Genomic DNA, 23,894 nt, shown 5'->3' with positions numbered 1-23,894 from the left:
AATACAAACTTAGAAAACGAACGTATGAACAGCTTGCTAAGTCGCAGGCTGTTTTTATTTTGACTGGTCGTTATTCTACCTTTAACGACCATCCAGCATTTTGCCAACGTTGTTGTTCTTCTTTGAGTTCATATTCAAGCAGTTGGTTTTGGGCCAACCAATAGCTGTTAGATCCTTTCAATCCCCAGTTATCCTGTTGTTCAATCGTTAGAGTCGTGTCTGGGACTAGTGCTTGATTTCTCTGACGATTGAGTAAGATAGCGAGTCTTAATATGCGAATTAGTAGCGTTATTTGTTGTGGAGAAAATAGAGACAGTTCCGGCAAGTCTTGTCGCTTAATCGCTTTTCTTTGGTGGCGAACCAATGTCGAGATAAGACGTTGTTGCTCAGTATTGAAACCGGGCATTGTCGTGTGCTTAAGCAGATAAGCCGAATGGCGGTGATAGCCTTGGAATGCGATGCTTTGCCCTACCTCATGAAGTAGGGCAGCCCAACCAACTAGATCATACAGCTCATTAGTGACCATAGTCGTTACTTGAGGCTGCACTTGTTTCAGTAATGCAAGGGCGAGTTCTTTGACTCTCTGGCCATGAGCTACGTCAACATGGTATCGAGAGACGAGCGTTTCGGCAGTTCTTGTTCGAACATCAATATCTTTAAACCTATCCTCCATGTCATAAAGAACGCCTTCTCTCAGGGCGCCATCAGAAAAATGTAACTCCTTTATGTCTAGCGTATCCATGGCTGCTGAAAGAATGATGACGCCAGCAGCAAACACCGGCTTTCTCTCATCACTTAAACCTGAAAGGTCTAAGGTTTTGGATGATGAAAACTCACATAAGTGATTTTTCAAATAGGACAGACGTTGCGGCGTAATTAGACCATCGGTAAAGCCTAAACCAATGAGTACCTCTTTTATTGACTTAGTCGTCCCTGATGAGCCAAAGGCGATTTCCCAAGGCGCCTTTGTATATTCTTCAATCAATGGCATCAATAGACGAGTAGCCGCGGTATAAGCATCTGAGAAGTGTTGTGAGGTTAGCTCTCCGTCAGCAAAGAAGTGTTGAGTGAAGCTGACGCATCCCATAGGTAAACTGCGCATAATTAGGGGCGTAAAGCCTTGCCCTGCGACGAGTTCCGTACTCCCTCCACCGATATCAATAACCAATTTAGATTCAGAAGCGGTTTGAGTGTGTTCTACACCGTTATAGATTATTCGAGCTTCTTCTTGACCTGAAATGATCTCTATTGGAAAAGGAAACAGTGGTTTGGCTTGCTCTAAGAAGTCTTGAGCGTTTTTGGCTTTTCTTAGGGTATGAGTCGCAACAACTCTTACATCATCAAGTTCAAAATCCGCTAGTCGTTCTGCGAACACTTTGAGGCACTCCAAGCCTCGCTCGATAGCACTTTCGGATAAGAAGTTAAACTCATCCAACCCATCACCTAATCTCACTTTCTGTTTGTGTCTGCTGACTAATTGCAGGTGTTGTTCGAATACTCGGGCAACCACCATATGAAAACTGTTCGAACCCAAGTCGATAGCGGCAATACATCGAGAATGTTTGTTATCAATTAGCGGCATGATTTCTTCTCTTGTTTGTACTTCTTGCGAGCAAGTTTCTCCATACGTTTAATATAGTGGTAAGTGGAGAGTTGTGAAGTCGGGTAATCGAGTGGGTTTGTTGGAGCTTGTATGTAAGGATTGCTCATCGATTGGTCTAGCACTCGAGCTTTGTTGCTGTCATCGAAATGAAACTCGGTGATATCGATAATGGTTTGCTTGATCTTTGGATCTAAAATTGGAGTGGCGACTTCGATGCGGTGATCGAAGTTTCGTGTCATCCAGTCGGCAGAGGAGATATAGACTTTTGGATTACCAGCGTTACCAAAGATCATCACTCTTGGGTGTTCGAGAAAACGATCGACCACACTAACAATCTCAATCTGCTCACTGATGTTGGAGACTCCCGGTACGAGAGAGCACATACCACGAATGACCATTCTCACTTTTACATTGGCTTGGCTGGCCTGATAGAGCTTCTCAATGATCTCTCGGTCGACCAAATTGTTGAGTTTTAGAGTGATGCTTGCAGGCTTGCTCTCTATCGCGTTTTGTATTTCATTATCTATCAACTGATACAGGCGTTTTCTTGTATTCTTTGGTGACACAATCAGTTGTTTGAACTGTGATTTTTGATAAGGGTTTTCAATATACTTAAAGACTTGTCTCACCTCTTGGGTCAAATCTTCATTCGCAGTGAGCAGAGAGAAATCGGTATACACGCGCGCTGTTACTTCATGAAAGTTACCGGTGCCAATATGAGCGTAATGCGCCGTATGCTTGCCTTCTTTCCGTTTAATGAGCAGAAGCTTAGAGTGAATTTTCAAACTAGGGATGCCATGGATGACTTTTATACCGGCTTCTTGAAGTTTCTTGGTCCACTGAATATTGGCTTGTTCATCAAAGCGGGCTTGTAGCTCAACGACGACAGTTACTTTCTTACCATTGTGTGCAGCATCGATGATCGAGCTAAGGAGCTTTGAGCCTTCTGCAACACGGTAAACGTTTATTTTTATGGAGGTTACCTTCGGGTCAAAGGAGGCTTGCCTCACGAGTTCAGTGATGTGATTAAAGGTGTGATAAGGGTAATGCAACAAGATGTCACGAGCTTTGATCGCTTCGAAATAGTTTGGGTAGTGGCTGAAATGCGCACACTTAATCGCGGGAAGTGGGCGATTAACTAAATCACGCCTATTAAGGCTTGGAAATTCGCAGAAATGCTTGAAGTTATGATAGCGACCACCCGCAATGACACTGTCATAGTCAGACAGCTTAAGTCTGACTTGCAAGAAATTGAGCATTTCAGCTGGCATTTCTGACTCATAGATAAGGCGTATCGGTAGTGCCGTTAAGCGCTGTTCTAAACCTAAAGACATCGATTCTAATAGGTTACTTTCATTGTTCTCTTGAAGATCATAATCGGCATCACGCGTCATTTTTATCGCAAAACAACGTAATGAGTCATACTCAAAGAATCCTTTAAGCAAGTCATCTAAACAAAATCGAACTATATTATCTAACAAGATCAAAGTTGTACGCTGTGAACCAGAAGTGTCTGGTAACTTAACAAACCGAGGGAGGGCTTCTGATGGGATTTCGAGTAAGACATATTGAGAAGATGTCTCTCGCTCAATGTCGATGGCTAAGTAACTTTGCTCGTCTTTGATAATATTGAGCAACTGGCTATCTTCGTTCAAGAGAAACGGAGTTAAATGTGGCAGCACTTTTTTCTTAAAGTACTTTTTGATCCACTCACTCTGTTCTTCGCTGATTTGTTGTTCGTTGACCAGAAAAATACGATTGCGTGCCAGTTCCAATAGTAAGTCGCTATACAGCTCATGGAATTGAGCATCGAGCTTACTTGCTTTGCTCTGCATTTGAGTTAGCAGGGTTTTCTGCGAGTTGGCAGGTAATTGAGGATCTTGAAGTAAGATCTTTCGTTTCACATCAGCAAATCGGACTTTGTAAAACTCATCGAGGTTTTTCGAGTAAATACCTAAAAAACGAACTCTTTCGATTAAGGGTACTGATTTGTCGGCTGCTTCTTGGAGCACTCTTTCGTTGAAGGATAACCAGCTAAGTTCTTTTGTGACATAGTCTTTTTCCATCGAGATGATAATCCTTGAGTGCTAGCTATAGAGCTGGTTACTTTAATTTAGAATGACAAGATTCACAAAATCTATGATCTTACTTTAAGAAATATGGTCAACAAACTTGTTATTAGTTTCAGTTGTTTAACGTAACTTGTAATATAATTGTCATCTAACGTACATATTATGTCAGTAGCTAAAAAAAGGTAGATAAACAGATGGCTTCAGCCCAATTTTCATTGAAAGAGCGCGACAAAAAAAGATGGTTGAAAGATCGTCTCGTCCGTTTTTCGGTGACATGTGGCGCGGTCAGTGTTCTAGCTGCTCTGGTGCTGATCTTTGTTTACTTGGCGATGGTCATTTTACCGGTATTTTCTGATACTGGTTTAGAGACAGACCAAGCCGTGAAGACCGTAGCCATAGAAAAGCCTATCGCCTTATCCGTGGATGAATACGGTCAGCATGCGTTTACTATCGAAAAATCCGGTTTGGTTCAGTTTTGGGATTTAGAGTCTCAAAATACACATTCTTACTTTGAGCGAAATGTTTTAGCCAATCCTGTTGCCTTCTCTCGAAATACCCCATCTGAAAACTGGTTTGCCTTTGCTGATAGCGCAAGCAACCTTACTTTTTTCTACCCTGAGTATAGTGCGCCTGTGCTGCAAAAGGGCAGTGAAGCCGAACCTAAAATTGAGCAAATCGATCTCCCGGAACCGTTTTTAAATGATGAATCATCAAACGGAACAACAATCGAAAAATTTGCGTTCTCTAAGAATGGACGTGGTATCACGGTTGCCGCTCAGCTAAGCGATCAACGAGTTTTGGTTAAGTGGTACCAGAGTGATCTTACTGGTCAGTATGTTTTTCAGAAGAGTCAATGGCTGTCGGATAAGTTGGGTTTACAGCAACAGTTGCTAGTCACGCCTGATGGGCAAACTTTATATCTTCGAGCACAATCGGATTTAGTGGTATTGAAGTTATCCGATAGCGGCTTCAATGTTCGTGAAGTGATTGATCTTAGCTTAAATGATGCGAAGCACTCGGTGAAAAGTATCGATTTACTGTCTGGAGCTTATTCACTGTTGGTTACGCATGAGGACGGACAGGTTTCTCAGTGGTTCGATGTCCTCAAAGATGAAAAGCGTAGCCTGACCCATATTCGCGACTTCCAACTCGCCGAAGAGGTTCAGTTTATTCTGCCAGATACTTATAGAAAGGGTTTTTATAGTTTCTATCAGAATGGCACATTACAAAGCCACTATACGACCAGTGAAAAGCTGTCGCTGTTTGAGCGCGCATTTGATAAGTCACCACAATTAGCGGCTATGTCTGCTAACGAACTGCATTTGGCGACGCTGATTGATGGCACCATCAGCGTGGCTAAAGTTGATAACGAATATCCGCAAATATCATTCTCATCGCTTTGGCAAAAAGTCTGGTACGAAAGCTATCCTGAGCCACAATACGTTTGGCAATCAACGTCGGCGAACGATGACTTTGAAGAAAAATTCAGTTTAGTCCCTATCACATTCGGTACTATCAAAGCCGCTCTGTTTGCGATGATGTTTGCCGTGCCGGTTGCTGTGCTCGGAGCCATTTACACCGCATACTTTATGTCTCCAAGAATGCGAAGAGTCGTGAAACCGTCGATAGAACTGATGGAAGCTCTTCCGACCGTTATCATCGGGTTCTTGGCTGGGCTTTGGTTTGCTCCCATTGTTGAAACGCATTTAACGGCCGTCTTCTCGTTAATGGTGCTATTACCACTGGGCACGCTACTGACTGGGCTTGTTTGGTTCTGTTTGCCAAAAATGGTGACGAGCCGTTTTACTAATGGTTGGCATGCTCTGATATTGATCCCGGTATTGGTGATTACTGTGATGGCAGTCTTTGCTGGTGAAAATGGTATGGAAGCCTTGTTGTTTGGTGGTGATATTCGTACCTTCTTGGCTAACTATGGCATCGATTTTGACCAACGTAATGCGCTGGTGGTTGGCTTCGCTATGGGCTTTGCTGTCATCCCGACAATTTTCACGATTGCAGAAGACGCTATTTTCTCTGTGCCAAAACATTTATCCGATGGCTCACTGGCGCTGGGCGCAACAGCGTGGCAGACCCTTATTTATGTGGTGTTATTGACGGCTAGCCCAGGTATCTTTTCTGCAATCATGATGGGGCTAGGACGAGCGGTTGGCGAGACTATGATTGTCTTGATGGCGACAGGTAACACCCCAATTCTTGACTGGAATATTTTGGAAGGGATGAGGACATTATCGGCAACGATTGCTGTTGAATTACCAGAATCTGAGGTGGGCGGTTCTCATTTCCGCTTGTTGTTCTTAGCGGCACTCTTACTGTTTATTTTTACATTCGCGGTGAACTCTGTCGCAGAGTGGGTTAGACAAAGACTGAGAGATAAATATCGTGCGCTTTAGTTTTAAAGCTCTACCTCAATGTGTCTCAATGGCTGTTAGCTGTTTGACTAGTGTATCTCACGAACTTGGCTCTTCCTTGGGTTCAGCACGTCAGAGCAAGGTCGTTCATGATGAATAAACTGAAGTCATTATTGTCTTGGATTAAATCAGGCTCTCCGTGGATATGGCTAACGGGTGGGGCGGTGAGCATCAGTATGCTTTCGGTTCTTGGCCTAATGCTGCTGATCGGCTGGAAGGGCTTAACCTATTTTTGGCCTGCTCCTTTATATCAATGGCAAGTCGATTCCAAAGACGCATCGTTAGTTGTCGGCCTCGACGAAACGTTAGTCAAGCAAGATGTATTGATTGGCCAGTTATATGAACGAAAATACATCCCGATAGAGCAAGTCCCACAAGTACACGACCTATTGTCGACTCAAAACCTGTCGACTGGGCTAATTCAGCGCTTAAGTATCAAAGTTGCCAACAGGGAGATTTATCCAGCGGACTTTGTTTCCATTTTGGATGTGAACTTACGTGAACCAACCACCCCACCTGACTGGGCTGTGATTGAGCGAAGTCGAGGTGGTTATTTCTTTGGTAAACCAGTGGGTTTTATAACCGCTTCTGGCACCTTTGATTCGAACATAGACCAAAAGCTCGAGCAAGGCTTGGCGTTCGCTGATACGTTACGTAAAGAAACGTCGCGTGTAGTGAACCAAGATATCCGCAATATCAGCTGGCAATTGGAAAATTTGCGCTTAGAAAAACGTAAGCTTGAACTCAATGAGTCAGTGAGCGATGAATACCTTAAAACCTATACTCAAACTAAACTGGAATTAAATCGCCAGTTGGCTGAAGCCGAAGTAAAGCTTGAGCATCTTAGAACACAGCTCAATGTCGAAAGCTTGTTGGTAGAAGATATGACAGGAGAGCAGGTTGAAATTTCGCTCAGTCATATTTTGGATTATTGGTACCCGAATAATATGTCTTATCTTGAAAAGGTTGGACATTGGGGAAAACAAGTTTGGAAGTTCTTGTCGGAGAACCCACGAGACTCAAACTCTGAAGGCGGTGTGTTTCCTGCGATTTTTGGCACGGTACTGTTGGTTATTCTTATGTCGATTGTAGTGATGCCTCTTGGTGTGGTTGCTGCGATATATCTTCATGAATATGCAAAAAACAACGCATTAACACGTTTGATTCGTATTGCCGTAATTAACTTAGCGGGTGTACCGTCGATTGTGTATGGTGTATTTGGCTTAGGATTCTTTGTGTATACCATCGGTGGCTCAATCGATTCTTTGTTTTACGCAGAACGATTACCCGCTCCGACATTTGGTACGCCGGGCCTATTATGGTCCGCACTGACCTTAGCGGTATTAACATTACCCGTTGTTATTGTAACAACGGAAGAGGGCTTAACGCGCATCCCTAGCTCCGTGAGGCACGGTTCATTAGCGCTTGGTGCTACTCAATTCGAGACGCTTTGGCGCATTGTTTTACCGATGGCAAGCCCTGCGATTATCACCGGTTTGATTTTGGCAATCGCGAGAGCTGCGGGGGAGGTTGCCCCATTAATGCTGGTGGGTGTGGTGAAACTCGCATCAAGCTTGCCTGTGGATGGTCAGTTCCCATACCTGCATTTAGACAGAAAGTTCATGCATTTAGGTTTTCATATCTATGATGTTGGGTTTCAAACCTCTAATATCGAAGCGGCACGACCTTTAGTGTATGCGACTTCATTTTTACTGGTTACTGTGATTGTTGGATTGAATTTAACGGCCATCAATATCCGTAATAACTTGCGTGAAAAATACCGAACCTTAGGACAAGATTAGATGTTCTCGATTAATGAAACCTTGGGTTACCAAGCACCACTTGATGTTCACAATTTGAAGGATGAGCAAATTGCTATCTCGATTGAAGGGCTGAATCTTTATTATAAAGAGAGCCAAGCACTTGATGATATTTCAATGCAAATCCCAAAGGGACAGGTGACCGCGTTTATTGGCCCATCAGGGTGTGGTAAGTCGACTCTACTGCGCTGCATTAATCGCATGAACGATCTTGTTGAAGGTTGTAAGGTTTCCGGAAAAGTGAAGCTTCATGGTAAGAACGTGTATCACCCTAAGGTTGATGTCGCGACCTTACGACGTCGTGTTGGTATGGTATTCCAGCGTCCCAACCCTTTTCCTAAATCTATCTATGAGAATGTGGTTTATGGATTGAGGCTGCAAGGCGTGAGCAACAGCCGAGATCTTGATGATGCAGTTGAGCGCTCTCTGCGCGCCGCGGCGTTGTGGGATGAAGTCAAAGATCGTTTGCATGAGAACGCCTTTGGGTTATCGGGTGGTCAACAGCAGCGTTTAGTCATCGCTCGTGCGGTTGCCATCGAACCTGAAGTGCTGTTATTGGATGAGCCAACATCGGCACTCGATCCGATTTCGACATTGACGATTGAAGAGTTGATCAACGAACTTAAAACCCAATACACCGTTGTTATTGTTACTCATAACATGCAGCAGGCAGCTCGCGTGAGTGACCACACCGCTTTTATCCATATGGGTAAGTTGATCGAGTACTCAGATACTGATTCTATATTTACTTCGCCATTGAAAAATCAAACGGAAGACTACATTACAGGTAGGTACGGCTAACGTTTAAGTTCGCGCCATCTAGAGCTAAGTCACTCTAAAATAAATGACTTTATTCATTTCTTTTAAGGAGCTGACATGCATTTTGGTCGCCACATCTCAGGACAGTTTAATGTCGAATTAGAATCTATCCGTACACACGTATTAACTATGGGTGGATTGGTAGAGCAGCAGTTGTCATTTGCGATGCAAGCGCTTCATAAAGACGATGTTGAATTGGCCAAAAAAGTGATTCGTGATGACCATAAAGTGAATGCGATGGAAGTGTCGATTGATGAGGCGTGTACTCGTATTATTGCGAAGCGTCAGCCGACTGCCAAGGATCTGCGTTTGATTATGGCGATCATTAAAACCATTACTGATCTAGAACGTATTGGCGATGTAGCCTCTAAAATCGCACAGGGTGCGATTGAGATCCCTTCGACCAAAGAACAAAAGTTTCACGTCTCGTTAGAACCATTGTGTCGTCAGGCTATCACTATGCTGCATCAAGTATTAGATGCTTTTGCTCGTATGGATGTCGATGCGGCGGCGGAAGTACATAAACTTGACGATAAGCTGGATGCGGAATATGAAGCTGTGATTCGTCAGTTGATGACGTACATGATGGAGGACCCTAAGAATATCCCCAATATCCTGCAAGTGATGTGGTCAGCTCGTGCGATTGAGCGAGTGGGAGATCGTTGCCAAAATATCTGTGAATACATTATCTACTTTGTGAAAGGTAAAGATGTACGCCACCTTGGTGATCAAAGCCTAGATGACGCACTGAAGTAGGTATTAACTTTAGAACCGAATAATTGCACCAAGGTTAAGGTTGATTGTTGTGTCGTAAGGCACAAAGGTCTTATTGTGATCAAAAATATTCATATCAACACCAGCACGTAGCCCAAGTATTGGTGTTGCTTGGTAAACGTAGGCTCCACCAAGACTTAATCCATGTGCTGTCTTCTCTTCAATTTCGCCGTTGCGCGTCTTTGTTCCGTCATAACTCGCTACACCAATCTCCGCCTGAAAGCCGTGGTTCTGGTTGCTTCCAAACATATTTTGAATACCAACGCGGTATGCATCGACAGTCTCATCGTATCGATCGCTGTCATACCATAGGTGAGAATAGCTCAGGTAAACCGCACCTAGATTCGCCACATCAGTAATGCCTGCTTGTATTCCAAAGCCATGATAAGAACCAATCTTTAGTTCAGGAGATAAGTGAAGACCATTTGAAAGTGCAGAGGTTGAGAATAAAGCAGAAGCTAAAAGCAGTGTTTTAAATTTCATGGTACCACCGAGGTAATTTTGCGCTCTCCTTAGCATTAGGTCGATCCATGCGTGAACCCAGTGAAATCACTGGCTAACGGTGATCATTATATGGGCTTTGAAAGAGCAGGCTAATTCGCATTGGTTATCTCTGTAATAATTCTGGCTTATCAGCAGCGGTGATCATTACACGTGATCTTTGGAACTTACGTAGCCTTACAAAACGAGTGTGATAGAAGTGCCTAAACATAAGCTGATGTTCTGTAATGTATTTGTTTAAGGCTCATGAGAAAAATAACGATAGTATCGATATAGCTCATTGATGCTCGCTATATTCTTACTTATCTTTAATTTACTCTTCTACTGAATTTTTCCCTTACATTTATTTTTAGGTAGATATCAGTATGAAGAAGTTTCTTTTCGTTGTGACTCCTCTTTTCGCGTTAACTGCGTGCGGCAGCGTTGCCATCATGGACAAATCAGATGCGGTTAATCAGCAGCCAGAGCTCATGGTTAAAACCGATGGTGATTTTTGGGGGTTAGGACAAGAAGGGACGTTTGATATTGCAGGCATGTACCAAGGTAAATACAGCCGAAATTCATCAGGTTCAACATGGTTTGAGACTGTTTCATTCAAAGAGGGTGAGCTGGCTGCTGAAATCACTAGAGTCGATAATGGCCAAGTGTGGAACTTAGTCTGTTCTGGCGGTGGCACTTCAGTTAACTACATGGGTGTTGATTTTGGTGGCAACAAACCTTACCGCTGTTCTGTATCTCAAAGCAATGAGAATATAGGAGAGTTCGTTTTAGAGCCTCAATCTGGGATGATCAGTGTTAGCTTAGAAAAGAAAGAAGCTGGCTACATCCGAGTTGGGGCGAATAAATATGACGTAGAAACTGTCCATTCAAGTAAAGACCTTTTAATGTCGGTGGAAAAACCACTAGGGTATAGCTTTAAACACGCTTCGCAAGAAGTAGCGGCTGCACAGACAAATGGAATGATAACGCTACAGATGTTACCTGAACTTAATGAAGCGGAAAAAGACACATTAGTTATCGGTACCATCGCTAGCGCACTGAGCTGGCGTCCGGAAGAGTAAAATACAATATATAACTTTTAATCGAACTTACTTTTGTACTTGTTCTGATAAAACTTGCTCTATGAGTTTTGAAAGCCAATTTGTTAAAGGTGAGTTTCGATTTTTAATGTGTATATAACTATAGACCGGAGTTTTCAGCGTTTTTCCGTCGACTGAGACATCTATCCCGCGTAATGTCGGATAGTTTTCTACTGGGAAAAGGTTGGAATGGGGCATGTACATATCAGTATGTTGAATGACATCGATTAGAGCCATGACCAATTCGCTGCGAAAACCGATACGATGCTCGATGGAAAGGTCGGTTAGAATCTGAGACGCTAAGCTAAAATTGTCATTCCAACCTGGTGTTACTAAAGATGCGATTTCGTACCCTGCCATGTCATTTGGAGTCACGGTGTCTTGCTTTAAAGGGTGATCTTTCCTAACAAATATACGTCCTGTTAATTCAATGAGCTGCCTTGTATAGACTTCTTTACTTGTCTTTTCTCCTAAGTAGCTTACTCCAATCAAAACCTCATCTTTTTGTATATCTGAGACAGACGAGTTTGACCATGGAACAAGCTTTAGTTTAGCGTTTGGTGCTTGCGCTTTTATATCTTTAAAAAGTGAGCCAGACAGACAAGAAAGCACCACTGGAGATAGGGCTATTTTCAACGTGTAATCGATCTCTTTCGGATCAAAAGTGTTTGATGTATTAACCGCGATAGATAGACCGTCCATGAATGGTTTTATTTGATTGGTGAGCTGCTCTGAAAATGCCGTAGGTTGTAAGCCTCCATGAACCTTTACGAAAAGGTCATCGTTGAAGTGGTGTCTTAGCTTTTGTAGGGCTTGGCTAACCGCTGGCTGAGAAACGAATAAACGTTCCGCAGCCTTTCTGGTGTTTTTTTCTTGATGAACAATAAGAAATGTTCGTAACAGGTTTAAATCAAGAGAGCTGAATAAGTCTTTAGCCATATCTGTCCATGAAAATTTTCTGTGCTATTAACTCTAATATACGCCAGTCCGCTAGATTCGTCAGCGTGGTTCTCTGGATTTGTGTTAGTGACGATTACCCTAAGCGGTGAGGGCAGCTCTCACATTGGATATCTTATTCGCATCAGTTACTGGTATCTGATAATCATCAACATCATTACTGCCCATTTGAGCGCTTGAATTGCTTTCCATTAGGCTGGGTCTTGTTGATTTTCCTGAAAGGTGAAGTGCAGGTACTTGGGTGGAGCTTTGAATCATTTTGGCATTCGTTGCGTTGACGCCTGCACCAGCCATTATATCGATTCTGCCATCGGCTTGTTTGACCATATCTGCGAGCACATTGATGCCTTGCTCTGCATTAATAGCAAGCCCTGACGTCAGGATTCTTTCACATCCAAGCTCAATAATCTGCTCTAACGCTACTTTATAACCCTGAAGCTGGTCGATTGCACGGTGGAAGGTGATTGCTAGTTTGAGTTGGTGAGCCTTGCTTGAGAGAATTTGCATTGCAGACATATCAATCTCACCATCAGGTGTTAGTACACCCAGAACGACGCCATTCAACCCTGCTCTCGCACAAGCTTCAATATCTTCCAGCATACAGAGTATATCGTCATAATCGAATATGAAGTCACCTTGTCTCGGTCGTATCATGGCATAAACTGGTACGGACGAAATTTTTGCCGCTTGCTTCATCATTCCGAAGCTTGGAGTTAACCCGCCAAGTGCTAATGAAGAGCAAAGCTCAATTCGATTCGCGCCACCAGATAGTGCGTTATATAGAGATTCTAAGTTATCGATACAGACTTCAATTTCGGTGTTCATCGTATTTATCCGTTCAAAAAGATACGGACGAAATCATAACAACCTAGATACGGATATGAATAGGTGGTAGCAGAGGAAAATAGGGGTAAAGTTTGTTCTTGTAACTGCCTCTATTAAATGTTGCAGAGACGGTTTAGGTAGAGAATTGTCGTCGGAGAGATGAAAAAAGCCCGAAGCGTTAACTTCGGGCTTTTAATAGGACTTTACTTCTTAACTGATTGGCGGTGCGCTTTGCGCTATTAGCTTATGCTTTATTTCTCTTTATAGAGAGTCTTCCAACCATTAACCCGCGTTGAGTTCGGGCTTAAGAGGTAATTACTTGCTTAGGTCGTCAGCGTGCTCAGATAGGAATGCAGCAACACCTTGTGGAGATGCGTCCATACCTGATTTACCTTCTTCCCATTGTGCAGGACATACTTCACCGTTCTTCTCGTGGAAGTTTAGTGCGTCTACCATGCGTAGCATTTCGTCGATGTTACGACCTAGTGGAAGATCGTTAACTACTTGGTGACGTACAAGGCCGTCTGCGTCGATTAGGAAAGAACCACGGAAAGCAACGCCTGCTTCTGGGTGCTCAACATCGTATGCTTTGCAGATTTCGTGCTTAACGTCAGCAATTAGAGGGTATTTAACTTGACCGATACCGCCATCAGCGATAGCAGTGTTACGCCATGCGTTGTGAGAGAATTGAGAATCGATAGAAACACCGATTACTTCAACGCCTTTAGCTTGGAAATCTTCTAGACGGTTGTCGAAAGCGATTAGCTCTGAAGGACAAACGAAAGTGAAGTCTAGTGGGTAGAAGAAAACTACCGCTTTCTTACCTTTAGTGAATTCTGCGAAGTTGAAGTTATCAACGATCTCACCGTTACCTAGAACAGCTGCTGCAGTAAAGTCAGGGGCTTGACGACCTACTAGTACCATTTGGAATCTCCTAAAAAATTAGTTGGCCCAACACATCTTTGTTTGGGCTCCGTTTCTACGGGACAAACTATAGTACAATCGGTACTATAGAAAAAAGCGAATTAAATAGATTAAGTTAATCGAAAAAAGCGATAAGCTTATTCTTTGTCCGTTCCTTAGGTCAAATGACCTTCACTTAAGTTATCCTACTCATATTACAAAGTAATTTCATGAATAAATGGCCAAGTCTTAAGCAACTTCACTATCTTGTTACTCTTCACGAAACTCGCCACTTTAGCGACGCTGCGGATCGCTGCTTCGTGAGTCAATCGACACTAAGTAAAGGCATTCAAAACCTGGAAGAACTCATTGGTTGTCCTCTCTATGAGAAGAAAGATAAAAAGAGCCCATTGGTTTTCACTCAAGCGGGTGAGCTGGTGGTTAAGCATGGTCGAGAGTTATTGGCGAAAGGGCAAGACTTGGTTGAGCTCGGAAATCTATGTAATGGAGACGCGATGCAAGGGCAGTTGCGAGTAGGGTGTATTCCAACTATTGCTCCATTCCTATTGTGCGATTTGGTACAAGAAGCGAACCAACGTTTTCCACAGTTGAACTTGTTGTTACGGGAAGACACGACCACTAACCTATTGGCTGCGTTGCGTCATGGTGAGTTGGATGTACTGATTCTGGCTTTGCCTGTCGATATCGACAACATGGAGAGCAAAGTTGTTGGGCAAGACCCTTTCAGAATGGTAATCAGCCGCAATCAAGCCGATGGTATTCGTGTTCCGATTAAATATGATGACCTGCCAGACGAATCTGTATTCTTGTTGGAGAACGAGCACTGCTTAACCGAGCACGCGGTATCAGCTTGTAAGTTAACGGATAAAGAGAAGATAAACCCGTTTACAGCGACGAGCCTTCACACATTGGTGCAAATGGTGGCCAATGGTTTAGGAACCACCTTTATTCCGCAGATGGCCATCGATCATGGCTTATTGGAAAACCAAAACCTAGTGGTGATCGATCCTCCAGGCCAACAGGCATACCGAGATATTGGTCTGGTGTGGCGCCCAAGTTCGTCGCGTCTCGAAACCTTTCACCAGTTAGCGGATGTGGTGTCTGAATTGCTGTAAAAAACTGTCGTCGACACCTACGTATTCACCCTACCTTTGAGCGGCTATTTAAGCCGCTCTTTTTATTAAACCAAGCAAACTATCAATAAATATTGATAGTTTGCTTGGTTTAAAGACGATTTTATTATCTTTTTTATCACTCCAATGATTAGTAAACGTGAGCAGTGCTAGGTTAACGATAAATTGAATTTATAAATATTGATGTCACATTTTTTATATGGATAGTTAACCTAGTTATTCGTATTACCCTCATTATGCTAACGCCTAAAAATTGTGTATTTTCCACTTTCTATGATGTTAGTAACTGATTTTATTAATGGTTGTCTTCTATTTCTACCACCAATGGTTTTGACGTTGTTAACGTAAGTGTCAGAGCAATATTTTTAATTTCTGTTGTAGTGGTGGAAATTCTAGGGACTAATGTAAATCGAAGAGGGTAGAGTCGAATAATTAGGTCGAGGTAAATAGTTTTGGTGCTATTTACCCATTAATCAAAAATAAAAATCAAAAGAAAAATTATGAATGATACTAAACACAGTTTGGTAGGGCTTCTTATACCCTTAATATTATTGTCGGGTGCGGCTAGTGCTACAGAAAATATAAGTAAAGAAACGTTAATTCAGTTATCTCAAAGTGATTATGAAACTGTAATCGATGAGACTTTGGCTGCGCTGTACCCCCAATATGCGAATAGCTCTGAAGCAAAGAGTTTGACTACTTTTCGTTACTTGGAGCGTATGTACACTCTCGACCCAAAAAGTGGCGAAATTATTGTCGCAATATCTGAAGGTAGAGAAGGAACTCGTTTCGATTCTTTGTGGGGAAATAAAGAAAAGCGCCAAGCAGACGGTGCAATTGAAACCATTGAAAGCCTTGTTATAAAACCTTCAGATTTGGATGTTTTAAAAACGGTGCTTTTTGATGCCTATTATGACCGCGCTACCGCTGAATTTATTCTTGCCAATCGTTCAGTTGATGAGGCCAGAATACAATGGATTGAGCAAGCGAGTATCTCGACAATAGAACAACACCGCCAACAATCTTTCGATATTCTTTTACGTGCTTTTGATGATTATTGGAAGTTAATCGAAAATCACCCTCAAGAATTTGCTAGTGAGCAGTCATCTCGTAATGTACAAAGTGCTCGATATTTAAATGGCGATGGCAAGTCAGTACCTGTATATCAAGAGGGTACTCTAATCACAGGTTACAAAGACGCTTTGTTGGCGTATCAATTGATGAATGAATTATTGGGCCAGCAGTTACATCTCAGTAAATTAAAGGCGGTATCCGCTAACCCAGAAGAGCAAAAATCTAAGCTTGTAGATGAAGCGACTTCGCTTCTTGATCTTGTTTCGTCAAAAGAGAGGCTGCTAAGCAGTTTGTTAGGTGCTGAGTCCTACTCTCATATAATGCTGTCCTCTGAGCTAGGTAAATTTAAAGGCAACACGGCCGAATTGAAATCGCTAATAAATTGGCTCAAAGGTGATGGGAACTATTTGGGATTACCTGATGACTTTGTCGTGTTGATGCCTGATTACAACTCACAAGAAAATGTTGAAAATAGCTCATTCGAGTCTTTGGAAAAAGTGTTAAGTGGGCTGTCACACTCATTAGAGTATTCATTGAATAAAGCTCAAAAAGAACGTGTTGATTACCACTACCAATTGGATTCATTTACACGAAACTTTACTCAAGAAAATGGCCGATTAAAGGCAAGGTTGTTTACTTTACTCGGCTGTTCAGTCAACTCGGTTGTTAGTCCTTGTAAAGATCAGACCGAGAGTCAACGTAAAGGCAGTTTAATCGGCTACCAGTTGAAAAGCGTTCAAGCAGCAAAGACCGAAGGTGAACGAGCCTATAGAGTTCATCGTGAGGTATTAAAAAATATATCGATAGAAATTGAGCGTATTGAGCAAGAACAGCAAGTTAACAATACGATCGATAAGATTACGGTTAAACTGGGTCTTAATGATATTCCTTTCAAAAGCTTAATTGATGAAAATCGAAAGTCGACTTTCGAAATGAATTCAGTACTGTCTTCCGAAGAAGTTAAGCGATCTCTCGATATACTAGACCGCTTTTTGAATGATATCGGTTCCACCGACTTGTCATCAACATTTTCTGCTATTGAAAGCTTACAAGACGCTTTTAAGGGAAGCTCCCATGACGCGGAATTATATATTCAGAAGTTGGCTTTGCTTGATCGTTCAAGGGTCAAAGGTTTACGAGCAGCTCCACTAGATGTCTTTACAGAAGGTAAGATTAAGGAACTAACGTTAGAGCTAGAAACTGCTAAAGCTGATATGGCCAAGTCGCTTTCTAATTTAGTTGACGATGCTGGTAGGTTAGTAACCTTTAGTGTAGAAGCTCAGCGTTTGGTTGCTCAAATAGACCAAAATGAACACCTTAGGTCTGAGCGTTCTTATGCTAATCCGCTGAATTTCAGTACGTTGACCGTTGAAACGTCTAGAGCTGAATCACAGTTCTCTAACCTTCAAGAATGGCTTTTTTATTCTGTACAAGCACTTGAATATAAATGGCAAGAGTCGTTTTATGATCGTGTTGAGGGTTTTGATAAAAACTTTGTGTTTAAGCTCCAAGATACTCAGCAATCAACCGTTTACTTAGACGCATTAAAGCGTTTTGACGATAAGAGGTATACGCCATTCGGCCAGAAAGTGACTGATGTTATTTCCCTAAAGGAACATATTTTCGGTTACATCGATAATCATGGTGGGAAAACCATTTACTATCCTGCTCCCGATGGTAGCGGAGATATGTTGACTGCAGATGAAGCGTTTAACGCAAAGTTAAAGCTGCTTTCTCGTAACTTTGGCTTCGATGAATGGTTAACTGTAGAGTTCAGTACCGTGAAAAACTTTCCTAAAACGAACCTTTTTCATGGACCGATACTTGGCAACGAAGATGATGTGATGTGTTTAGAAGTCGCTGGTAATTACTCAGATAAAATTGACGGGATTTCGATTAACCTTGCAATCAATTATGACATATCGGGTGAATCTGCAACTCGCGCACTTCTTACTTATGGTGGTAACAACTACATGCGTAGCCGTAGTCCAGGGATGTTAATGGATGATGCTCAAGGGCTTAAAGGTGATTTGATTTCCTATTCAACACGTTTTGCGGATATTTCTAATGGCAGTGTTGTATCTAAAAGCAGTTTTAAGCAGAACATGGCGGCTAATATCATGACTGACTACTATGATACTAAAGAGTTACTTAACCCAACTTATTCATTTAAAGAAAGAAGTGTTGCAGCTTCAGGGTGGAGATTGTCTCTTCAGTTAGGTGACGAATATGGGGATATTGTTGAAACTGAAGCGATTGATGATATCCAAGTGATAGTACAACATAGCCTGAAGGCTCGACGTGCCTCAATCTGCAGCGGCGAATCTGGTCCTTTATAACAACAGAAATAACCTTATTTTGAGCCTCATAGTTTTATGAGGCTCTTCTTATTGTCATATCACTCTACTTCCGCTTCTTCTGGCTCGACTTCTTCCTGTAGCTCTAATAAGTTAATCGCTATCGTGACAAAGTCGCTGTCTGTAATAATGCCTACTAGTTCGTGATTTTCTACGACAGGTAAACAGCCCACTTTGTGCTTCTGCATATAGATAGCCGATTCTTTTAATCCAGCACGCGGCTCTACTGACATAACACTTTTGTGCATGATGTCATTGAGTGGTGTTGCAAGAGTATAGGATTGAGCTTGTGGGATGTTTTGTAGGCTAGATTCTTGAGCGGCAAGAACGTCTCGCTGTGTGACGACGCCAAGTAGTTGTCTGTCGGCATCAACAACCGGAATATGGCGGATATCAAGCGCTTCCATCATGTGCTTTGCATCGGCCAGTGAGTGTGAGCGCAATAGGGTATGAGGGTTGCGAGTCATCATATCTTCAACCTTGATCATACAGACCTCCTTCTTTTTTATTTGTTGCTATTACTATAGTTTTTTATCCAAAAAATAACTGAGATCTAACGCATTTTTGGGTGAGTTTCATGCAACTAATTTTGGCTTTTTTATGAGGGGGAGTGGTCGTATTATTTTACGACTCTTTACAATAATCCAATGCTGTAAACCTTGCTATTGCGGCTCGTGTGCCTATACTAGCCCACTGCGAAATTTTTAGTCATGTTTACGATGTGTTTCTGGTAACGATTTACTTACCGAAACGATTGTTCGGCAACTTCGACTTAATATTCGTCAACGGCATTAATATCATCAACTAAGACAAGACTCGACACATGCAAGTTTCAGATTTTCACTTTGACCTACCAGATGAACTCATTGCTCGCTACCCTCAAGAGGAGCGCACAGCAAGCCGCCTACTTAAATTAGATGGCAACAATGGCAACCTAGCTGATGGTTCGTTTAAAGACGTTTTAGACTTGGTTGAGCCAGGCGATCTTGTTGTTTTTAATAACACTCGCGTGATTCCTGCTCGTGTATTCGGTCGCAAGGCATCAGGCGGTAAGCTTGAAGTGTTGGTTGAACGTATGCTGGATGAGAAAAGCATTCTTGCGCATGTTCGTTGTTCTAAATCACCGAAACCGGGTACCAAATTGTTCCTTGGTGAGAACGATGAGTATGAAGCTGAAATGGTGGCACGTCATGATGCGTTATTTGAAATCCATTTCACATCCGATCAAAGCGTTTTAGAGATTCTTAACAGTGTTGGTCACATGCCACTGCCTCCTTACATCGATCGTCCTGATGAAGATGCAGATAAAGAGCGTTACCAGACTGTCTATAATGAAAAGCCGGGTGCGGTTGCAGCGCCAACAGCAGGCCTTCACTTTGATGACAAGCTAATGGCTGGCATGAAAGAAAAAGGTGTCGAGTTTGCTTACGTGACGCTTCACGTTGGTGCTGGCACGTTCCAGCCGGTAAAAGTCGATAATATTAACGATCACCACATGCACGCAGAGTACGTTGAAGTACCGCAAGAAGTGGTTGATGCCGTTGCAGCAGCAAAAGCTCGCGGCGGACGTATTATCGCTGTCGGTACAACCTCTGTGCGTTCACTAGAAAGTGCGGCTCAAGATGCATTGAGAAATGGCACTGAGTTAGTTCCTTTCTTTGGTGACACAGAAATCTTTATCTTCCCTGGTTATGAATACCAGTTGGTGGATTGCTTGATTACCAATTTCCACTTACCAGAATCAACATTGATCATGTTGGTGAGTGCATTTGCTGGTTATGACAATGTGATGGGCGCATACGATCACGCAGTGAAGAGCGAATACCGTTTCTTCAGCTACGGTGATGCGATGTTCATCAATAAGAAAACGAGCTAATTTTAGCTGGTTATAAACGATATAAGCAGAATTTACGGGTGCTAGCAGTAAGCTAGGAGTCGGGCAGGGTGTCTGTCTAATCTCTCGCAAGGAATACGCGACCGCTCCTCATAGAACTCGCTAGATTGAACTTATGTTTAGCTTAAGGTTCTGAATTATCAGTCAGATTGTTTCTCTGGCATATTGGAGGCTTCGTGAAATTAAAATACGAACTTAAAAAAACAAACAGCGGCGCACGTCGTGGTCAACTTCAGTTTGAACGTGGTAGCGTTGAAACACCAGCATTCATGCCTGTAGGTACTTACGGTACGGTTAAAGGTATGACTCCTGAAGAAGTGAAAGACACAGGTGCTGAAATCTTGCTAGGTAATACGTTCCACCTATGGTTACGCCCTGGTCAAGAAATCATGAAACTGCACGGTGACTTGCACGATTTCATGAACTGGAAAGGACCTATCCTGACTGATTCAGGCGGTTTCCAAGTATTCAGTTTAGGTGCGACGCGTAAAATCACTGAAGAGGGTGTTCACTTCCGTAACCCTGTAAACGGTGACAAGATCTTCATGGACGCTGAAAAGTCGATGGAAATCCAAAAGGATCTAGGCTCAGACATCGTAATGATCTTTGACGAATGTACGCCTTATCCTGCGACGCATAAAGAAGCTAAAGACTCGATGGAGATGTCTCTTCGTTGGGCTCAGCGTTCACGCAATCACTTTGACAAGCAAGAAAACCCGAACTCACTATTCGGTATCGTTCAAGGTGGCGTATACGAAGACCTTCGTGATGTATCCGTTAAAGGCCTGACAGAAATTGGTTTTGATGGTTACGCTGTTGGCGGCCTAGCCGTAGGCGAACCAAAAGAAGACATGCACCGTATTCTTGAGCACACATGCCCTCAACTGCCGGAAGATAAGCCACGTTACCTAATGGGCGTAGGCAAACCTGAAGACTTAGTTGAAGGTGTTCGTCGTGGTATCGACATGTTTGACTGTGTAATGCCAACGCGAAATGCACGTAATGGCCACCTGTTTGTCACTGAAGGTGTGATCAAGATCCGTAATGCGAAGCATAAAACGGATACAACACCACTAGATTCAGATTGTGACTGTTACACTTGTAAGAACTACAGCAAGTCGTACTTGCACCATTTGGATCGTTGTAACGAAATCCTAGGTGCTCGACTGAACACGATTCATAACCTGCGTTTCTACCAACGAATTATGTCAGACATTCGTCAATCTATTGATGAAGACCGTTTTGAAGAGTTCGTTGCTGAGTTCTACGCAAGAATGGGGCGTGAAGTGCCACCGTTAGGTAAAGAATCTTAGTATTTCTTTTTTTGCGAGCCCCATCTCTCTTCCGAGAGTTGGGGCTTGAAAATAAAGGGATACAACCCAATTAGACAAACAATTACCAAAATATAATAGAGGATGTTTTTAATGTTTATTTCTCAAGCTCACGCAGCAGTAGAAGGTGCACCAGCAGGCGGCGGTTTCGAAATGCTTATCATGCTAGGTATGTTCGCTGTGATCTTCTACTTCATGATCTACCGCCCACAAGCTAAGCGCGTAAAAGAGCATAAGAGCCTTATGTCTTCTATGGGCAAAGGCGATGAAGTTCTAACAAGCGGCGGTCTAATCGGTAAGATTACTAAGATTGCAGAAGACAGCGACTACGTTGCTATCGAACTGAACGCAAACAACGAAGTTGTTATCAAGAAAGACTTCGTTACAGCAGTGCTACCAAAAGGTACTCTGAAATCACTATAAACAGCTAGAGGATCCTCGCTGTGCTAAACCGTTATCCGTTATGGAAGTATTTGATGGTGGTGTTTGCCATCGCTATCGCCGCGTTGTACGCACTTCCGAATATATACGGTGAAGATCCGGCAGTTCAAGTTACAGGGGCGCGTGGCGCCTCTGTAGATCTGTCTACGCTGGATGCTGTCACCAATGCTCTGGAAGCAGAGAACCTTTCTACTAAATCCGTTGCTCTAGAAAACGGTTCCATTCTTGTTCGCTTTAACGATACAGATACGCAAATTAGTGCCCGTGATATCATCACAGAAGCACTAGGTGATGATGTTATCGTTGCTTTAAACCTTGCGGCTTCAACTCCTGATTGGCTTGAATCTATTGGTGCTGCACCAATGAAACTGGGTCTTGATCTACGTGGTGGTGTTCACTTCTTAATGGAAGTGGATATGGATGCTGCGATGCAGAAGCTAGTTGGCCAACAAGAAGAAGCCTTCCGTAGTGAACTCCGTGAAGAAAAAATTCGTTACCGTGCTATTCGCCCATCGGGTAAAGATGCCGTAGAAGTGATTCTACGTAACGAAGAGCAGCTTGCTGAAGCGAAATCGCTACTGCAATCTAAGCACCAAGATATGACGTTCGTAGATTCAGAATCTAATGGTCGTTTCTCTTTGGTTGCTCGTTTTACAGACGCTCGTCTTCAAGAAATCCGTAACTACGCAGTAGAGCAAAACATTACCATTCTACGTAACCGTGTTAACGAACTTGGTGTTGCTGAACCTTTGGTTCAACGTCAAGGTGCTAGCCGTATCGTAGTGGAATTGCCTGGTGTTCAAGACACGGCGCGCGCTAAAGAAATTCTTGGTGCAACGGCGACACTTGAGTTCCGTGAAGTTGATAGTAGTGCTGACTTAGCCGCTGCCGCTTCTGGTCGTGCCCCTGCGGGTAGCGAAATCAAGCAAGACCGTGATGGTCGCCCTGTGGTACTTAAGAAGCGCGTTATTCTAGGCGGTTCAAGTATTACTGATGCAAGCTCAAGTGTTGATGAATATGGTCGTCCACAAGTTAACATCTCGCTAGATAGCGAAGGTGGTAGCAAGATGTCTACATTCTCTCGTCAGAATATCGGTAAGCTTATGGCTACGGTATTTGCAGAGTACAAAGACAGTGGTCGTAAAACACCTGAAGGTCGAGTGATCTTAAGTAAGCACGAAGAAGTGATTAACCAAGCGACGATTCAATCTGCGTTAGGTCGTAACTTCCGTATTACGGGTATTGACTCAACGGCTGAAGCTCATAACTTGGCACTTTTACTACGTGCTGGTGCATTGATTGCACCTATCTCGATTGTAGAAGAACGTACGATTGGTCCATCTATGGGTCAACAAAACATCGATATGGGTATCATGGCGATGGTTTGGGGTATGGCTGCAGTAATGTTGTTTACACTGCTTTACTACCGTACTTTCGGTTTGATTGCGAACGTTGCTCTGATGGCTAACTTGGTGTTGATTATCGGTGTGATGTCGATGATCCCGGGGGCTACTATGACTCTGCCAGGTATTGCCGGTATCGTATTGACGGTTGGTATGGCGGTCGATGCCAACGTACTTATCTTTGAGCGTATACGTGAAGAACTTCGAGATGGACGCAGTCCACAACAAGCGATTCACCAAGGTTATGCGAACGCATTTAGCACCATCGCCGATGCCAATATCACCACACTACTAACAGCAATCATTCTATTTGCTGTAGGTACAGGTGCAATTAAAGGCTTCGCGGTAACGCTGTCTATCGGTATCTTAACTTCAATGTTTACAGCTATTGTCGGAACACGTTGTATCGTGAACCTGATGTATGGCGGCAAACGCGTTAAGAAACTGTCGATCTAAGG

At 43.0% G+C, this 23,894-nt stretch carries 18 protein-coding genes; 11 read left to right on the top strand and 7 right to left on the bottom strand.

The genetic code is table 11. The annotated features are described in order from the left end of the window. Window positions 1-70 precede the first annotated feature (70 nt). Together ppx and ppk1 are read right to left on the bottom strand one after the other, a co-directional pair. Window positions 71-1,582 carry an exopolyphosphatase gene (ppx, locus tag AB6E08_RS07965; protein ID WP_102249546.1) on the bottom strand — a complete coding sequence of 504 codons (1,512 nt, stop codon included), beginning with the start codon at window positions 1,580-1,582 and terminating at the stop codon, window positions 71-73. Beyond that, window positions 1,573-3,669 (bottom strand): polyphosphate kinase 1, encoded by a 2,097-nt coding sequence (gene ppk1, locus AB6E08_RS07960; RefSeq protein ID WP_371997487.1) that lies wholly within the window; start codon window positions 3,667-3,669, stop codon window positions 1,573-1,575. Before ppk1 ends, ppx begins: the two co-directional genes overlap by 10 nt. A 200-nt stretch (window positions 3,670-3,869) precedes the next feature. On the opposite strand from ppk1, the gene AB6E08_RS07955 reads away from it, so the two are divergent. From AB6E08_RS07955 to phoU, 4 genes are all read left to right on the top strand, one after another. Next, window positions 3,870-6,086: an ABC transporter permease subunit gene (locus AB6E08_RS07955; RefSeq protein ID WP_371997485.1), complete on the top strand. Its 2,217-nt coding sequence runs from the start codon at window positions 3,870-3,872 to the stop codon at window positions 6,084-6,086. A 110-nt stretch (window positions 6,087-6,196) separates the two neighbouring features. Beyond that, on the top strand, window positions 6,197-7,906 hold the full coding sequence (gene pstA, locus AB6E08_RS07950; protein ID WP_371997495.1) for a phosphate ABC transporter permease PstA: 1,710 nt from the start codon (window positions 6,197-6,199) through the stop codon (window positions 7,904-7,906). Continuing rightward, complete coding sequence (pstB, locus tag AB6E08_RS07945) at window positions 7,907-8,725, top strand: phosphate ABC transporter ATP-binding protein PstB (RefSeq protein ID WP_004735071.1); 819 nt, start codon at window positions 7,907-7,909, stop codon at window positions 8,723-8,725. It abuts the gene before it with no gap. Between the two features lie 75 nt (window positions 8,726-8,800). Beyond that, window positions 8,801-9,499: a phosphate signaling complex protein PhoU gene (phoU, locus tag AB6E08_RS07940; RefSeq protein ID WP_009848270.1), complete on the top strand. Its 699-nt coding sequence runs from the start codon at window positions 8,801-8,803 to the stop codon at window positions 9,497-9,499. 9 nt (window positions 9,500-9,508) lie between these two features. On the opposite strand, the gene AB6E08_RS07935 is transcribed toward phoU, so the two are convergent. Beyond that, complete coding sequence (locus AB6E08_RS07935; protein ID WP_029222943.1) at window positions 9,509-10,000, bottom strand: hypothetical protein; 492 nt, start codon at window positions 9,998-10,000, stop codon at window positions 9,509-9,511. A 383-nt stretch (window positions 10,001-10,383) separates the two neighbouring features. Here AB6E08_RS07935 and AB6E08_RS07930 point away from each other — a divergent pair, with 383 nt between their 5' ends. Further along, the gene (locus AB6E08_RS07930; RefSeq protein ID WP_371997480.1) at window positions 10,384-11,079 is read left to right on the top strand and encodes a hypothetical protein; all 696 of its coding nucleotides are present in this window, start codon (window positions 10,384-10,386) and stop codon (window positions 11,077-11,079) included. Window positions 11,080-11,106: 27 nt separating this feature from the next. Here AB6E08_RS07930 and AB6E08_RS07925 read toward each other — a convergent pair whose 3' ends face one another. From AB6E08_RS07925 to AB6E08_RS07915, 3 genes are all read right to left on the bottom strand, one after another. Beyond that, on the bottom strand, window positions 11,107-12,036 hold the full coding sequence (locus tag AB6E08_RS07925) for a LysR family transcriptional regulator (protein ID WP_372065348.1): 930 nt from the start codon (window positions 12,034-12,036) through the stop codon (window positions 11,107-11,109). Between the two features lie 99 nt (window positions 12,037-12,135). Continuing rightward, window positions 12,136-12,879, bottom strand: coding sequence for a copper homeostasis protein CutC (locus tag AB6E08_RS07920; protein ID WP_371997477.1), 744 nt, complete (start codon window positions 12,877-12,879; stop codon window positions 12,136-12,138). Between the two features lie 315 nt (window positions 12,880-13,194). Further along, the gene (locus AB6E08_RS07915) at window positions 13,195-13,803 is read right to left on the bottom strand and encodes a peroxiredoxin C (RefSeq protein ID WP_009848275.1); all 609 of its coding nucleotides are present in this window, start codon (window positions 13,801-13,803) and stop codon (window positions 13,195-13,197) included. A 209-nt stretch (window positions 13,804-14,012) separates the two neighbouring features. Between AB6E08_RS07915 and AB6E08_RS07910 the strand changes: the two genes are divergently transcribed. Next, entirely contained in the window at window positions 14,013-14,918 is a 906-nt protein-coding gene (locus AB6E08_RS07910; RefSeq protein WP_132981966.1) for a hydrogen peroxide-inducible genes activator, read from the top strand. Between the two features lie 518 nt (window positions 14,919-15,436). Next, window positions 15,437-18,349 carry a hypothetical protein gene (locus tag AB6E08_RS07905; RefSeq protein ID WP_372065343.1) on the top strand — a complete coding sequence of 971 codons (2,913 nt, stop codon included), beginning with the start codon at window positions 15,437-15,439 and terminating at the stop codon, window positions 18,347-18,349. A 59-nt stretch (window positions 18,350-18,408) separates the two neighbouring features. Here the strand turns inward: AB6E08_RS07905 and AB6E08_RS07900 are convergent, their stop codons facing one another. Continuing rightward, on the bottom strand, window positions 18,409-18,855 hold the full coding sequence (locus tag AB6E08_RS07900) for a CBS domain-containing protein (RefSeq protein ID WP_371995815.1): 447 nt from the start codon (window positions 18,853-18,855) through the stop codon (window positions 18,409-18,411). Window positions 18,856-19,190: 335 nt separating this feature from the next. Here AB6E08_RS07900 and queA point away from each other — a divergent pair, with 335 nt between their 5' ends. The 4 genes from queA to secD all read left to right on the top strand — a co-directional run bounded on the left by queA (window position 19,191) and on the right by secD (window position 23,892). Beyond that, on the top strand, window positions 19,191-20,243 hold the full coding sequence (gene queA / locus AB6E08_RS07895) for a tRNA preQ1(34) S-adenosylmethionine ribosyltransferase-isomerase QueA (protein ID WP_371995816.1): 1,053 nt from the start codon (window positions 19,191-19,193) through the stop codon (window positions 20,241-20,243). Window positions 20,244-20,437: 194 nt separating this feature from the next. After that, window positions 20,438-21,574, top strand: a complete 1,137-nt coding sequence (gene tgt / locus AB6E08_RS07890) for a tRNA guanosine(34) transglycosylase Tgt (RefSeq protein WP_004735086.1) — start codon at window positions 20,438-20,440, stop codon at window positions 21,572-21,574. Window positions 21,575-21,685: 111 nt separating this feature from the next. Next, complete coding sequence (yajC, locus tag AB6E08_RS07885) at window positions 21,686-22,015, top strand: preprotein translocase subunit YajC (RefSeq protein ID WP_004735087.1); 330 nt, start codon at window positions 21,686-21,688, stop codon at window positions 22,013-22,015. A 20-nt stretch (window positions 22,016-22,035) separates the two neighbouring features. Further along, window positions 22,036-23,892 carry a protein translocase subunit SecD gene (secD, locus tag AB6E08_RS07880; protein ID WP_004735088.1) on the top strand — a complete coding sequence of 619 codons (1,857 nt, stop codon included), beginning with the start codon at window positions 22,036-22,038 and terminating at the stop codon, window positions 23,890-23,892. Window positions 23,893-23,894: the final 2 nt, after the last annotated feature.

Origin of the sequence: Vibrio sp. 10N.247.310.24 (assembly GCF_041467175.1) — a bacterium.
Lineage (GTDB): Bacteria > Pseudomonadota > Gammaproteobacteria > Enterobacterales > Vibrionaceae > Vibrio > Vibrio tasmaniensis_A.
Note: the sequence above shows the minus strand (reverse complement) of the source record. Positions and strands in the feature narration are given on the sequence as shown.